At 48.3% G+C, this 12968-nt stretch carries 14 protein-coding genes; 8 read left to right on the forward strand and 6 right to left on the reverse strand.

Translation table 11 applies throughout. From position 1 onward, the window contains the following. Window positions 1-178 precede the first annotated feature (178 nt). Both CXR43_RS06150 and CXR43_RS17710 read right to left on the reverse strand, forming a co-directional pair. Complete coding sequence (locus CXR43_RS06150; protein ID WP_103333179.1) at window positions 179-811, reverse strand: recombinase family protein; 633 nt, start codon at window positions 809-811, stop codon at window positions 179-181. Between the two features lie 480 nt (window positions 812-1291). Further along, window positions 1292-2131 carry a hypothetical protein gene (locus tag CXR43_RS17710; protein ID WP_146036476.1) on the reverse strand — a complete coding sequence of 280 codons (840 nt, stop codon included), beginning with the start codon at window positions 2129-2131 and terminating at the stop codon, window positions 1292-1294. Window positions 2132-2823: 692 nt separating this feature from the next. Here CXR43_RS17710 and CXR43_RS18220 point away from each other — a divergent pair. The 4 genes from CXR43_RS18220 to CXR43_RS17715 all read left to right on the forward strand — a co-directional run bounded on the left by CXR43_RS18220 (window position 2824) and on the right by CXR43_RS17715 (window position 4905). Beyond that, window positions 2824-3201: an Ltp family lipoprotein gene (locus CXR43_RS18220; RefSeq protein WP_103334054.1), complete on the forward strand. Its 378-nt coding sequence runs from the start codon at window positions 2824-2826 to the stop codon at window positions 3199-3201. A 363-nt stretch (window positions 3202-3564) separates the two neighbouring features. Beyond that, window positions 3565-3825: a zinc ribbon domain-containing protein gene (locus CXR43_RS06170; protein WP_103333182.1), complete on the forward strand. Its 261-nt coding sequence runs from the start codon at window positions 3565-3567 to the stop codon at window positions 3823-3825. Window positions 3826-3873: 48 nt separating this feature from the next. Beyond that, window positions 3874-4461, forward strand: coding sequence for a thermonuclease family protein (locus CXR43_RS06175; protein ID WP_103333183.1), 588 nt, complete (start codon window positions 3874-3876; stop codon window positions 4459-4461). 42 nt (window positions 4462-4503) lie between these two features. Beyond that, window positions 4504-4905 (forward strand): hypothetical protein, encoded by a 402-nt coding sequence (locus tag CXR43_RS17715; protein ID WP_146036477.1) that lies wholly within the window; start codon window positions 4504-4506, stop codon window positions 4903-4905. Between the two features lie 116 nt (window positions 4906-5021). Here the strand turns inward: CXR43_RS17715 and CXR43_RS17720 are convergent, their stop codons facing one another. Beyond that, window positions 5022-5381: a hypothetical protein gene (locus CXR43_RS17720; protein WP_146036478.1), complete on the reverse strand. Its 360-nt coding sequence runs from the start codon at window positions 5379-5381 to the stop codon at window positions 5022-5024. Between the two features lie 986 nt (window positions 5382-6367). Between CXR43_RS17720 and CXR43_RS06185 the strand changes: the two genes are divergently transcribed. After that, on the forward strand, window positions 6368-6817 hold the full coding sequence (locus tag CXR43_RS06185) for a hypothetical protein (RefSeq protein ID WP_103333185.1): 450 nt from the start codon (window positions 6368-6370) through the stop codon (window positions 6815-6817). 23 nt (window positions 6818-6840) lie between these two features. Continuing rightward, window positions 6841-7326 (forward strand): ribonuclease toxin HepT-like protein, encoded by a 486-nt coding sequence (locus CXR43_RS06190; protein WP_103333186.1) that lies wholly within the window; start codon window positions 6841-6843, stop codon window positions 7324-7326. 9 nt (window positions 7327-7335) lie between these two features. On the opposite strand, the gene CXR43_RS06195 is transcribed toward CXR43_RS06190, so the two are convergent. The 3 genes from CXR43_RS06195 to CXR43_RS06205 all read right to left on the reverse strand — a co-directional run bounded on the left by CXR43_RS06195 (window position 7336) and on the right by CXR43_RS06205 (window position 9819). Further along, complete coding sequence (locus CXR43_RS06195; RefSeq protein ID WP_103333187.1) at window positions 7336-8223, reverse strand: metallophosphoesterase family protein; 888 nt, start codon at window positions 8221-8223, stop codon at window positions 7336-7338. Window positions 8224-8424: 201 nt separating this feature from the next. Continuing rightward, the gene (locus tag CXR43_RS06200; RefSeq protein WP_146036479.1) at window positions 8425-8982 is read right to left on the reverse strand and encodes a DUF6634 family protein; all 558 of its coding nucleotides are present in this window, start codon (window positions 8980-8982) and stop codon (window positions 8425-8427) included. Window positions 8983-9153: 171 nt separating this feature from the next. Next, on the reverse strand, window positions 9154-9819 hold the full coding sequence (locus CXR43_RS06205; RefSeq protein ID WP_146036480.1) for a hypothetical protein: 666 nt from the start codon (window positions 9817-9819) through the stop codon (window positions 9154-9156). Between the two features lie 1370 nt (window positions 9820-11189). Between CXR43_RS06205 and CXR43_RS17725 the strand changes: the two genes are divergently transcribed. Further along, window positions 11190-11570 carry a hypothetical protein gene (locus CXR43_RS17725; protein ID WP_146036481.1) on the forward strand — a complete coding sequence of 127 codons (381 nt, stop codon included), beginning with the start codon at window positions 11190-11192 and terminating at the stop codon, window positions 11568-11570. Next, window positions 11560-12963 (forward strand): hypothetical protein, encoded by a 1404-nt coding sequence (locus tag CXR43_RS17730; protein ID WP_146036482.1) that lies wholly within the window; start codon window positions 11560-11562, stop codon window positions 12961-12963. Before CXR43_RS17725 ends, CXR43_RS17730 begins: the two co-directional genes overlap by 11 nt. Window positions 12964-12968: the final 5 nt, after the last annotated feature.

Below are 12968 nucleotides of genomic sequence, written 5' to 3' on the forward strand. Positions count from 1 at the left end.
GGAAAGACGAACCGAGAACCGAAAGACGGCTCAGGGCCGACCACGTGGACTTCGCCCGCAAGGAATGGGACGCCTGGAGATGAATCAAGGTAGGCAAAGCTTCCGTAGGCCGTTGTTTCGGGAACGACTGCTCCGGCCAAGATGAAGTGAAATGTTGCTGCTGACGCTGTTAAACGAATCATGGCGACTCTGAACTTGCTTGTGGAGACAGAAACATGCATGGCCGCACCACACATGTGCGTAGACCTTTCTCATACCCAATTTCTGTCAGTATCCTCTGAACCGTCTTGGGGTTGATCTTCATTACCTTGGCAATAGTTCCCCGAGTCTTTCCGGCCTTCCACAGTGCCTCAACGGCGCCACGGTCAACGACAGGCTTGCTCCCCTGATACTTCTCAGGATGCAGCTCCTTGGCCTTCTTGATGCCCTCTGTCCGACGGACACGCTGAATGTCGAGTTCCAGTTCGGCAAATGTTGTGATGATCGACAACATCGCCTTCTGATAGGGATCAATATTTTTCGCATCAAACCGGAGTGCATTTTGCATAAACTCTATGCTGGCGCCCTTGGAATATATTATACTGATAATGGCGATCATATCACTGACAGAACGAGCCAAGCGGTCCACTGAGTAAACCTTTATGTGGTCCCCGGGTCGCAGAATCGAGATCATGCGTTGGAGTTCTGGACGCTCTTTTGCGACTGCTGAGATTTTCTCATCAAAGAGCTCATCCACATCACCGAGAACTTGGCGATCTAACGATTGTTCTTCAGTGGACACTCTACGGTATCCGAATATTTTGGATGACATGAAAACCCCTTTCGGACATCAGGCTCTATAAGGCTGCTGTCTATATGGACGACGGGGTTTAATTCAGAATTAAAATGTCTGATCTCATGAATAAATTCAGATAAGACATTTCAGGGCTCCCTGTTGTCTGGAGTCAACTTTCTTGTCAGTTCATCCGTGACAGTCATGATCGAACCATCGAACGAACAATCTTAGCGAGAGATGCTCTTTAACAGCTAGGTTTTCTCGTTTTCGCTGCAAGGTGAAAGTAAGATGCTGATTGGCGGGTTTTACAATGGGTCTCAAGGTGAAGACATGCCCACGGCTATTAGGCAACCCGCGACGACACTCTGGGAGGTTGTGCCATGGAAGAGCCAAGACCATCGATATCATTCTGCGCCCCAAGGGCGGCAGATCTGACCCTCCTGAGCGCAGAAGACGCGTTGGCTCAGGTGCAGGATATGATCGCGATGATGAAGGCCAAAGAGACCGCTGAATCTGCTAACTGCAAGCCGCCATCAAATCTTGTATGTTGCTTCTGATTGCTGCCTGGTTTCTAATGGCAACATAGTTTGTCCACAACGACATCATACTCAATTTAAGGGAAACGTTCTCATCTGCTTGCGAGAAGATTTCTAAAACTGGTGAATCCAATGATAGGTCTCTCGAAAAGGCATTAAGTAGCTCACCGGCCATTTCCGAACCGTCAATTACAAATTCTCCCACATCTGCTTTTTCTTGCATGAAGCCGATGGAGATAATTCTGTCATCTAAAACTGCGAAGATCCGGTTGTCTCCTGCTGGAAACTCCGGATAGTAGTGCTCCATTTTAACAGAAAGAAGTGGTGCTTCGCCTGGTCGGCAGGATATCAAAAGATTCCCAACTTTTTCAGAGAGAGCACTTCCATCCATTTGAGGCAATAAAGCTGTAAAATCTGACGAAAAGAACTTTCGTCCTTCAAAATTATCAAATCCTGCATTGAAGCCATCCAGGACCATGCTGATATTGTATTCTTGGTGGTCAGAGCAAGGCGTGAAATTTGTGCCCGCATCCCTAATTTTGCAGAGACCTAAATAAAGTAGCATTCTTTCAAGTTGAAACCGTTCTTTGCAGTCTTTGCCTTCGTAATCACTGTCTACCTTGCAAGCGGCATGAGCAATTTTGTAATCTCTGAATAAATCACCTTTCGGTTCCCATCGCTCAATTGGCTTTTCTTGAACACTTTGTTCGACAGGACTCTGCTCTACAACAGTTCCAAGATTCCAATCCAGGGAAGTCTGTGCTAGAGATACATTTGGTGTGATCAGCGTGACTGCGAATATTGAGATAAGTTTAAACATTATGGTCTCCGAGGTTATAAACCCCAATACACGGAGCTTGATTATTTTGGTCAGATAGGCGATGGAAGTTCTTCCAACCGCAAAAATTCGAGACAAATCTTGTCTTAAGACCTCTCTACCCTATCTATCGTCACATCGAACATAGTTTAGACACCTAGTCAACATCAAATACTGCGAATTAGTTCTGGAACATGCGTGCCTTTTCCATGGCAAGGCTGCAGTACAAGGTGCGTGTCGCTAACCGGCTAATTGAATCTGTAAACGAATACAAGCGGATTCAGGAAAGCTCAGTTAAACCAAACTGAGACTTACTTAGTGAAATAACATCAAAAGGCCACCCCCAATGGGATGGCCTTCTTTGTATTATCGGGCACCTATTGCCCCCAAAGCAACCTAATAGCTGTTCGGTTCCCATTATGTGCCCCGATTGATTGCTGCATTTCTGGGACCTGAAAATCTGTCATCGGAGACATAGTTTCCTTACTTCCAATCAGGGTTGCTTATCGGAAATAAGCTTTTGATACCTTGTTTACAAACCCAATAGGGTAGGGCTGATGAAACTAAACATGAGAAAACGGAGGTGATTTCGTGTCGAATACCTTATTTCCGACAAGATTTAGTCTAATTGCGACTCTAGGCGATGATTTACTGCTTTTGTTCATAAACCCTTGCTCAGGAACCCACTACACATGATGAAATTGACTGGTATCGCCTTCTCCCTGCTTCTGCTTGCGTCATCGGTCGCATCAGCTCAAAGCTTGACTGGACCCCAGAAGAACGCCGTCAGGTCCGCAGAGCTCTACTTAAGCATCTCAGGGTTCTCGCGTGTTGGACTTATCCAGCAGCTGTCATCGAGTGCCGGTGACGGATACAGCGTTGCTGACGCTACCGCAGCAGTCGATAGCTTGTCAGTGGATTGGAACACACAAGCGGCCAGATCTGCAGCTATATACCTGCAAATTTCCGGGTTCTCTTGCAACGGCCTCATCCAGCAGCTTTCTTCGAGTGCGGGTGACAACTATACACAAAGCCAGGCCACCTATGGTGCTCAGCAAGCTGGAGCCTGTTGAGCCGTGAACACATCTGTCCCGGGTAAGTCCGCCACCAGGTCAATCATCATGATCTGCTTAGGAGTGCTGGTAGCAGTTGCCTTGTATGCCTCTCTATTTCTCACAATCTTTGTGATCCAGCCCATCGGAGCGGTGCCCGAGGGTCGAACACTTGTAACGTCGCGAGTGGGCAAGATGAAATTCGTGGACAGTGCTGATGCCTTGTGTGAACGCGAAATGGGAGGAGTGAGCTTACTCTGCCGCAGTATGGCGATGGGTAAGTTTCTGGAAGCAACAACCATCTACCTACGCCTTCCATACAGCGAGACATTGTATTCATGGTCAACTGGTGGACGAAAATATGATCGATAATGGAGAGACTACTTGGAAATTCTCATAATTGCAGTCCTGATTGGGCTTATTCCTGCCGCCATAGCCAGCAGCAAAGGAAAATCATTTCTTCTATGGTGGATTTATGGAGCTGCAATATTCATCGTGGCTCTTCCACACGCCATTATCATGCGGGCTGATGACCGTGCAATTGAAAACAAGCAGCTCAGCGCTGGAATGAAAAAGTGTCCGAGTTGTGCTGAACTCATCAAGCAAGATGCGAAGGTATGCAAGCACTGCCAGCGGGATGTGTGAATCAGTTAGAGTATTTGCTCCTAGTGTTCTGCACAAGTGAGGTAGTTTTTGGAAACCGTCCTATTTACGATCTTCATAGTCGGCTACATCCTTTATCAGCTTGAACGCAAAACGCGTCGTAAAAGATACCGAAGGAAGAAATTTACCGCTTATAAAGCACCTTTACCGAAGCAACAGTCCTATGAACTCAGAAGCATACAGGAAGCCTCGATAAATACGGAATTGTCGGGTTCTGCATATGTCGTCGATGGCGATACGATAGTAATCCAGAAAACCCAAATTCGGCTGTTCGGGATAGATGCACCTGAAATGAATCATCCATTCGGGAAAGATGCGAAGTGGGCGATGATTTCTTTATGTAAAGGGCGGAATATCAGGGCAGTGATCGTATCACAGGATACTCATGGGCGCACTGTCGCTAAGTGCTATCTACCTGATGGTAGCGATCTGTCCGCTGAACTTGTGAAGCTTGGCCTGGCGATTGACTGGCCCAAACATTCCGGTGGACAATACCGCGATCTGGAGGTGCCAGGTGTTCGAGTCAAACTGTGGTTGGCAGATGCTCGACAGAAAGGACACATGCATATCTGGGAGAAATATGATGCCGACAATAACTCGAATCCAACGAGCCAATAGCGTGTGTCTTGGGGTGCATGCGTCTATGACAGGTGTTCCATCATGACGCTTCGGGATATCGGAGAATGGTTCTCGAGCATTTGGGCTCGTATTCTATCTGATTTCAATATTGCTTTGAATTCGAGTCCACTAGATTGGCCGATATGGATTTTATTGGGATTGGTGTTTGTCGTGGTGCCCGGATATTTTGCTTTCATGAAATACATGGTCGAAGATTATCGGCGGAATTCCGGTGAAGCAACGATTTGGACTGTCCTGGGTGCCGGTATTGGGGCAATCCTGACCACGTTGGTCACGTTGGATGCATATTTCACAATGAAAGTATTTGGAGGAACTCCAAGATTTATTATGTTTATGCGTATATGCTACCCTTTTATGACAATATTCTTCGTGACCTATTTCATCCTCGTTTATCGGCACTGGTTGCGTCAGAAAAAGGGATAGGTGGCGTCAACGTGAAATCGATGCTCTGGATGAGAACCATATCGATTGGGAATCAGACCACGAAGCTTTGCAGGAGTTCGGTATCTGGCTCTATGTCGGCATCTCTGGTGAACCACCTAAAGCTTCGGAACAGAGTACAAAAGGCCTCTAACAACTTTGCTGCCATCGACATCAAGAGAGCAAACTGCTTCAAACTGCGAGAATTCGAGTTGGCTCTTAATGTTTTCTGGCATCGCATTGTCGTAGTAAACACGTTCTTCGTCAGTGGGTGAGACACAAAATGACCAGGCGTCTTTCATCCACTCCTGGACTTCGAACGGCACCCCGAAATACCTCCGGTCTTTGTTAGCAAAACTCAATCTTCGATATGCGTCTGGAATATATTCATCAATGGGTTCACTGACATTTGCATTCACAACGATACCGCGAAACCCCGCAAAAGAGAATGCATAATCGTTTGGTGTGATTTCCGGCATATTGTAATATCCCTTCTCATATGCCTGGTAAATAGCAAGACCCATAAACCCTATGAAACCAAGTCCGATTAATCTTACAATCCACCTCAACATAGACGATTATCTTCCCCTCGGCTTCTGAACACGTTGTCTACACGCATTCTTAAGCACTGGAACAGGATAAAAATGTTGAAAGAGAGGCCAGATTGCGGCCCATTGCTGCCAAGACACGGTCGAAAGGCATGGGGGAACACATGAAGGTTGCGTACATACCCATCTCTAGCTACGGTACTGAGTGATTATCGACGGAGTATCAACGATAGTGAAATACCTTCTGGCATCAGTTTTGTTTTTTCCAATGACTCTACTTCCTGTGACAGCACAAGAGGTCGCCAAGGACTACAATGCAGAAACCATGTATAGGTTCTGCAAAGGAGATCATCCGGAGGAAGATGAAAGATTCCAATCTATGGTCTGCACTTTTCCAAGCATTTGTGAACTACATGACGGACAACCCCACTGCATGGGGCACATCATGGCATCACGCTGTCTATTTTGCGCTGTCAGAGGAGTTCCCGTGTGATAGCAGCGGCTAGTGGCAAAGCTATCTTCTGAGGTCAGCCCATATCTTGCTGGCTTTTGACCACATTTTCATAGCATCGGGGACCGCAAAGACCCCAATCACCGCTCCAATCACCGCGAACACCAATACCCCCTGAACGCCACCGAAGCCACCAACGATTCCAGTCCCTGCGCCCAGGAATGCGCCCAAAACGGCTCCAAGAGAACCTGCAGCAGCTCGGCCTGCCAATGTCTTCATCAAAGCATTCATTTGAACCTCGCGTTCAGGACACCACTGGTTGTAGTGTTCACCCACCTTTTCAACAAGAATGTGGCCTAATCAAGGAAGCTTGATGGAAAATGAGCCCTTCATTTACTTGCACAATCCTCATAGATGACAAAGCCTGAATATTGAGTTATATGGGTAGCTCCTTGGGGAATTTATTATGACAGCATACGACATTCTGGATCGCATTAAGCGTGAGATCACGAATACGCATTCCATTATACAGACGGTCAAGAATAAGAAGGAATTCGATGATACTGTGATGTCGGACCTGATGGGTAACCAAAAGGCGATCTGTGTGTATCGATCTTATGTTGGCCTGAATGATCTATTCGAGTTCGTAGCCAAGGAATATGACGGGATTTTAAAAATAGAATGGGAGACGAGAGACGTGATTGAATATCTCTCAAAGCCATCTAAGAAACGACCATTGCTGATCCCCAAAAGCGTCAAAAAAGAGGTTTATGAACTCAATAAGTTTCATGATGTGATGGCTGCGGGTATGGGTTATGAAGAAGGAACAGACATTGATGCATTATACACGAGCTTGATCCACATCGTGTTCAGAATTAGTGAGGAAGCTGACGAAATCGATTGTGTTCCGCGATAGAATACACAGTGGAGGTAGTAAAAATGGACGCTAGATGGATCTTGATTAAGCAAGACTTTGCAAGCGCAGCGTACCACTTGAAGCTTGCATGCGAGCTCTATGCATCCCCGGAGTTTGCTGCCGCATCTACTAGCGACGACATTCAGACTAAGGCCTACTTAATGGCGTTTCTGCATGCGATGCAAAGCGGGTATACATCCCTAGAAAATGGGTTGCTTCGCTTGCTGATCGTTTTCGATGAGGCAAGGCCGACTGGTGGATTCTGGCAAAAAGACCTTCTATCGAGAGTCAAAATTCAAGTGGGATGCCGTCCACCAATTTTTGATGAAACCTCGCACAAGCATGCTGACGAGCTTAGGAGGTTTAGAAATTTGGTGATGACGGGTTACAGTCATCTTGACCTGAAGCACGCCGTTGCTGCCGTGACCTCAGCCTCATATATGAGCCAAAACCTGGACGAACTGCTCTTCAAATTCATCAATTTCGTCGACCAGGAACCTTCAAAATAGGGGTCTAGGTCAACGCCTTTCGACGGGATTATCAAAAACGCACAGATCTCGAAGCGGGCGATCCCCGGGGAAGCCTGACTCATCAGGGTATCCCACCGAAACATTACGAACGTCTGTGTTGCCGACGACTGCCGCAAGACGGCGGTGAGAATGGCCGAAGAACCAGTAGTCGGGTCGATGGCGCGCGATCATGTCTGACAGGTCGGAATGGAAAGCGGCCGTCAGCGTGTCTTGGCTACCCGCAGTGGCGGGATGGGGCCCATGGTGCGTAACAATGACTGTTCTTCTCCGTGTCGATGCCCGTGGTTCAGAAAGCTTGGCATCAAGCCATTCGCGATGATCACGATGCAAGGCCAATATGTCTGCTGGCGTTGCAGCACGGGGACGCGCAAGGCCAGGCACAGTCGATGACGGATCGAACGACCACCGGCTTGCGATAAGGCGATAGTCTGTCAAGAGTGCCTGCGCCTCATGCATCGCCTTTCTTGTATTGCCCCCAAGGGCGAAGTCGGTCCAAAGAGTGCAACACAGGACACAGGTCGATCCATGATGTAGCACGCGCTTTTGCACATAGGTCGCGCCTGCGGCCTCGGTCATCTCACGCAGCTCGCCTTCTCGGTCGAACGAATGCCAATAGAAATCGTGGTTCCCTGGAAAAACGAAGGTCCGTTCCGACGGAATATATTTACGCAAATACCTGAACACCGTTGGCCAGGTCTGTGTCGGATTATTGGCAAGATCGCCCGCGACAATGAGCGCATCTATGCCTGACCAGTCGATCTGATCGAGGCCGTGAGCGGAAAAGGGATCTATGGCGGACCGCAGATAATGATCCATGTGCAGATCAGCCACGACGAGCAGGCGACCGGTGACGTAAGGAATGACGATGGGTTCCATGGTGACACTCTAGAATGGGCATAAGAGTTGGCGCATGAAGCGGTCATGCGAGCAGCGTGATAATGTGCTGAGAAAAATGGCACTCGGGGGCGAGTGTCGGCTTGCTGTCAATGGCACCAGATTTCTGTCGAGCCGACAGCGCTCGTTCAAGACTGAGACGCGGACTGGCGAACCCGGCTGCGTCGTCTCCTTCCAACACTGTCAATGCTCGGTTTTGCCGGAAGATGGTCCACTGATCTGAAGATCAATCAACCCCGAAGACGACGGGATGACGCCATCAAGGATCAGTTCTGCGAAAAACCGGGGATCATAGTCGCCCAGTTTGTAATACCTGCTCCAGGTGCGTGCCCAGCCCTCTTCCGGGTTCACTTGCAGATACGGCGATGTGAATGTTCGCGCACCCTCCCGAAGACGCGGATGGCCGGTGACAATACCGAACAGACGGGGCGTTGGATCCATCACACCTGCGGACCAGCGCGCTAGCAAGGGTGCCACGCCCAATTTGGCCGGGCTGGGAGGTGTTGTGCTCAGGCGCTCCATCAGATCCAGAAAGTCACCGAAAATTGTCGCTTTCCTGCCGGCTATTTTTGTGGGCTCATTCACGTGGTCTTGTACGTATTGCACAAAAAAGGACGCGATGATCGGGTCAAGCGTCCCCTTCGCCAGATACGCCTCCGGGTCACTTTGCGACAAGGCCCGGACAACCTCGATCTCATTCAGCATAGGTGCCCGAGGGTTTGGAAATTCATCATTGAACATGCTTGGATTCCGGAGTTGGTTGAATTTTGGTTAAACGTGATCCGTTTGGGTCCGCGATTTCAGAAGCCTTCTGACCCGCCTGACGGCCCCTGCGCGCCGCCAGCCGCAGAGGGGTCACATGACGCCAAGCAAGAGGAAACGATAAGAGACAGGAGATGTGCGCGCTTAGCCTCACTTGGCTTGCTTCTCAACCTCACCCTGCCGTATCCGGCAAATCCGCCATGCGACAGCACATCTGCCGCGCGCCAGCACGTCTGACATCTGCTCTGTGATCCCGACAACGCTGCCCCAAAGACATTCCTGAACGGTCCCCCAAATCAGGGATTTGGGCAGGTCCTCCTCCGGGTGGTCCAGATCCTGCTGCCACTTGGCCGGCGCAGCATAGGGGTTTGAGGACGCCCTTTTTTCCTGATCAGAAACCATCTCGTGGACCAGAATTTTCACCACGAGATCTGCTGTCTGCTCGTCGCTCATGCCGCTCGTGTCGATCTCGCTGAGGAGATGTTCAAGGACGGCATCGTGATGAACAAAAGCTTCACAGGCCTCAACAACCAGTCCTTTGAGCCCCGCAAAGGCGCGGTGGGCAAGGTTGGGGTTCAGGATACTGTCCGGGTCCGGATGATGCCGATCCAGAACCCGTCTGATCATCACGTCGAAGATCTCAGTTGACGGTGCGACGGGTTTTCCTGTTTGCATCATCTCAAAAAAGCTGCGGTCCAATTCTTGCTCATATCGACGTTTGAGATAGTCGCTGTAACCGAGAGGTCCGACAAAGCTATAAAGGTGGTCGATCACAGCGTGTTCTGCGGGGGTAAAATCTTCGAGTTTGCGAGGCATGCGGGGCTCCGGTCTGATGTCCCTGTCGACTACCGGGCCCAACGCGTCACCGGAGCCCCTAGGGTCCGAAGATCTCCGCGACTGTGGTACAAAAGGTGCTCATTTAGCCAGCCTCCCTCAACATTGAAAAAGCAGCCTTTGCACGGATCCGACATTATCTTCCAATTATATATATCGCATTTGGAAGTCACAGAAGCTTCAGGAATTGTAAATGCGGATTCAGATAGATGCCCTGTACTTCCTTTCGGAGACGAAAGTGTATCAATGAGTTGCCAGTGCACACAAGGAGAGAAAACCTCTCAACACTACACATCAAATCGCCCGTAAAGTGCGAAGCACATACCGGCAAAAAAAAGGGGAACCAACTGGCTCCCAAGGTAATCCGCCTATTCGGCGGAATAGTTTAATCGTGCAGGCCGCGCCTCGACTGTTTGATCGAGACTATCTCTACCTCACAACCTTGCTTTCTAAGCCGCCTATTCGGCGGTGACCTTGAAAACGCGGCCTGCACCTTGATTGCGACCACGGCAGCTTACGCTTCCGAGACTTCGCTTTCTAAGCCGCCTATTCGGCGGTGACCCTGAAAACGCGGCCTGCACCTTGATTGCGACCACGGCAGCTTACGCTTCCGAGACTTCGCTTTCTAAGCCGCCTATTCGGCGGTATTGCTGAGATATAATATAAGGCGCATCGGCAGTCAATAGATTTTTTATGCGCAATATAATATATTTAATCAGTATTCTTGGAGCGGCATCCCGTGGTGCTACATCTTCATAAATGAAAGTCAGATAATCGGTATTTATCTCGAAGGCTTCCATCCGCACTAAGCAAGCAAGATCTCGGAGCCACGTCTGAGCTCAACGGCAACACCATCAGTCGGCTCTCACCAAAAATATTATACTTGGGGGCGCATCTGCTTGCTCTATTTCAAATAGTATCCTTTTGGTGTTTTAAAATCAGAGATCTTGCTTGCGGTGGCTTGGCTAATATTTACTTAATGTGCATTGAGTTTCGCAATCATTTTGGCCGAGAATGCACATTCGTAACTTAGTCGTGGAGCGTCATCCTCTTTACATGTCAACCATACCTGCGATAGCTTCAGGCCTACTGTTGTGAAGCCTGGTAATGACCATCATTGTCCATTAAGCCCACTGCCAAACAAAATATATCTATTACTCGGCTCAACAAAAGTGTTTCCTTGAACGTAAACAATTTTTTAATATTGGCTTCCCTATATATAGCAAGCCATATTGCAAACCGCCGCCCCCGTGACCACGCCAAAACCCACTATTCAAATTAATTTCCGAGCCCCAAAAATGAAGAAACCACGTTCAGAATCTCGCCAGATGCAAAGAACGGTCACCATCAGAATGAGTGATGATCTAATGCATGCTGTAAATCATGCTGCTAAGCAATCTAACATGACACAGTCGAGTTGGGCACGAGTAGCACTTTCCGAGGCCGCAGGCTTGGGAACCGAAAGAGTTCCGAAGAGAAAACCACGCAAGAAGCCTAAGCCTTTGGATATCGCAGACAGTGCATTAAAGATAGCGGATGCTGCTATCAGTCTTTCCATCTTGCATGCAAAGGTAGAAGAGATCAAAGGCAGGCTTGATTTAATGTATAAAGATAATCTCGTGAATGCAAAACAAGTCCGAATGCTGATGGAGCCACATCTCGGTGTTCTCTCACTTGTTGCTGACATAAATACTATATTGTTCTCAGGAGATGAGAGCGCAAATGATACTTAAGCAGACGAGAATACTTGTTGGTGACGGCGATGCATTCGGAAAATATTTGAAGACTATGAAAGAAGGCGACGATATCGCAATAGATGTGCTCTCCGGAAATCCCGACTTAGTGCGCTTGAATGATCTAGTGGCGGCAGCTCACAAACGAACTTATGGAAACCGTCACATCATCGTATCTCCCGGTGAAATCTTAAGCGCTAAAGAGTTAGATATCGTTCTCGATGAGATCAGGAAGGAATTCAGACTACCTGTGGAGTCATTTGCTCGCAGGGTTGTTGTCAGGCATGAAAAAGAACGCTCGAGAGACGGAGATGGACGAGAATTCCATTATCACATCGCAATACCCGAGGTCAGCAGAGACGGTAGCGTGCTTGATGCCCAGCATAATTACATTAGAAATGAAGTGGTTTCCCGAAAGCTAGAACTCATATTTGAGCATGAAATCATTCCCGGGTCTTTCAATCCTGAAGTTCTCGAACGGCTGGAAAATGAAGCTTTTTACATCTCAGCAGACGACTTTGATGATAGTATACTTGTAGTCGCACCAGAACCTTTGGAAATGAGCTTGCAAGATGAGTTTGATGCGATAGCGGCATATGAAAACAACGAGATCCTTGTCAGCTACAATACGGAACCATTCCGGAACGCATTACTTGAATATGCCTTAGACGCCAGTCTTTCAGAAGATGAGGTAAACGAGAAATATCGCAGATATCGTGCATTCTCGGGCAAGAAGACTGCTTATGCCGAATCTGCTAAGAGACTAGGTATCGATCTCGACGAAGTAAGATCTCGTGTTTCATCTGTTTTTGAAGAAATCAATATCATCAATGATCTAAGAGAATTCACGAGAAAGATACAACGAAGCCTGAGGGAGCTCGATTTTACCCTTACATATAATGAGCCGACAAGAGTGATGTTTGTATCTGCTCACCGAATTATCGATAACGTTCGCCATTTGAGCCGGATTGGCACCTTACGATGCTTTCTCGGTCTTACACAGAGGCAATTTGAACCCATATTATTGGAAATACTAAAAGGAAACACATATGACACGACATATGAGAAACCCAAGCGAGATATCGAAAGATCTCAGAGTTTAGGAGATCTTGGACGAGACGACAGTGATTTTGTTAGTGATGCAGGAGGCCGGGACGGGTTCCGGCGGTGGAGAGAATCCCTTCCAAGAACTAACGGAAGTGATCGAGAAGCTGCTCCAGGACAGCCAGGAGCGGCAGACAGCGATGTTGCAGATGATCAACGCGCAAACCCAAGTCCTGAACAGCAGTCATCGGCTATCGCTTCACAGACCAGAGCAATCCAGGATCTCATGAGAGCACAACAAGCCATCATGAACTCATACGAGAAGATCCAGAGCAACCTCGCAAGCTAGAATTC

Source organism: Pseudotabrizicola formosa, assembly GCF_002900965.1.
Taxonomy (GTDB): Bacteria; Pseudomonadota; Alphaproteobacteria; order Rhodobacterales; family Rhodobacteraceae; genus Pseudotabrizicola; species Pseudotabrizicola formosa.

Bases quoted from the DNA above. Each gene is read 5' to 3' on its own strand.
- CXR43_RS06150 (WP_103333179.1), bottom strand. From the start codon at position 811: ATGTCATCCAAAATATTCGGATACCGTAGAGTGTCCACTGAAGAACAA.
- CXR43_RS17710 (WP_146036476.1), bottom strand. From the start codon at position 2,131: ATGTTTAAACTTATCTCAATATTCGCAGTCACGCTGATCACACCAAAT.
- CXR43_RS18220 (WP_103334054.1), top strand. From the start codon at position 2,824: ATGAAATTGACTGGTATCGCCTTCTCCCTGCTTCTGCTTGCGTCATCG.
- CXR43_RS17715 (WP_146036477.1), top strand. From the start codon at position 4,504: ATGACGCTTCGGGATATCGGAGAATGGTTCTCGAGCATTTGGGCTCGT.
- CXR43_RS17720 (WP_146036478.1), bottom strand. From the start codon at position 5,381: ATGCCGGAAATCACACCAAACGATTATGCATTCTCTTTTGCGGGGTTT.
- CXR43_RS06185 (WP_103333185.1), top strand. From the start codon at position 6,368: ATGACAGCATACGACATTCTGGATCGCATTAAGCGTGAGATCACGAAT.
- CXR43_RS06190 (WP_103333186.1), top strand. From the start codon at position 6,841: ATGGACGCTAGATGGATCTTGATTAAGCAAGACTTTGCAAGCGCAGCG.
- CXR43_RS06195 (WP_103333187.1), bottom strand. From the start codon at position 8,223: ATGGAACCCATCGTCATTCCTTACGTCACCGGTCGCCTGCTCGTCGTG.
- CXR43_RS06200 (WP_146036479.1), bottom strand. From the start codon at position 8,982: ATGTTCAATGATGAATTTCCAAACCCTCGGGCACCTATGCTGAATGAG.
- CXR43_RS06205 (WP_146036480.1), bottom strand. From the start codon at position 9,819: ATGCCTCGCAAACTCGAAGATTTTACCCCCGCAGAACACGCTGTGATC.
- CXR43_RS17725 (WP_146036481.1), top strand. From the start codon at position 11,190: ATGAGTGATGATCTAATGCATGCTGTAAATCATGCTGCTAAGCAATCT.
- CXR43_RS17730 (WP_146036482.1), top strand. From the start codon at position 11,560: ATGATACTTAAGCAGACGAGAATACTTGTTGGTGACGGCGATGCATTC.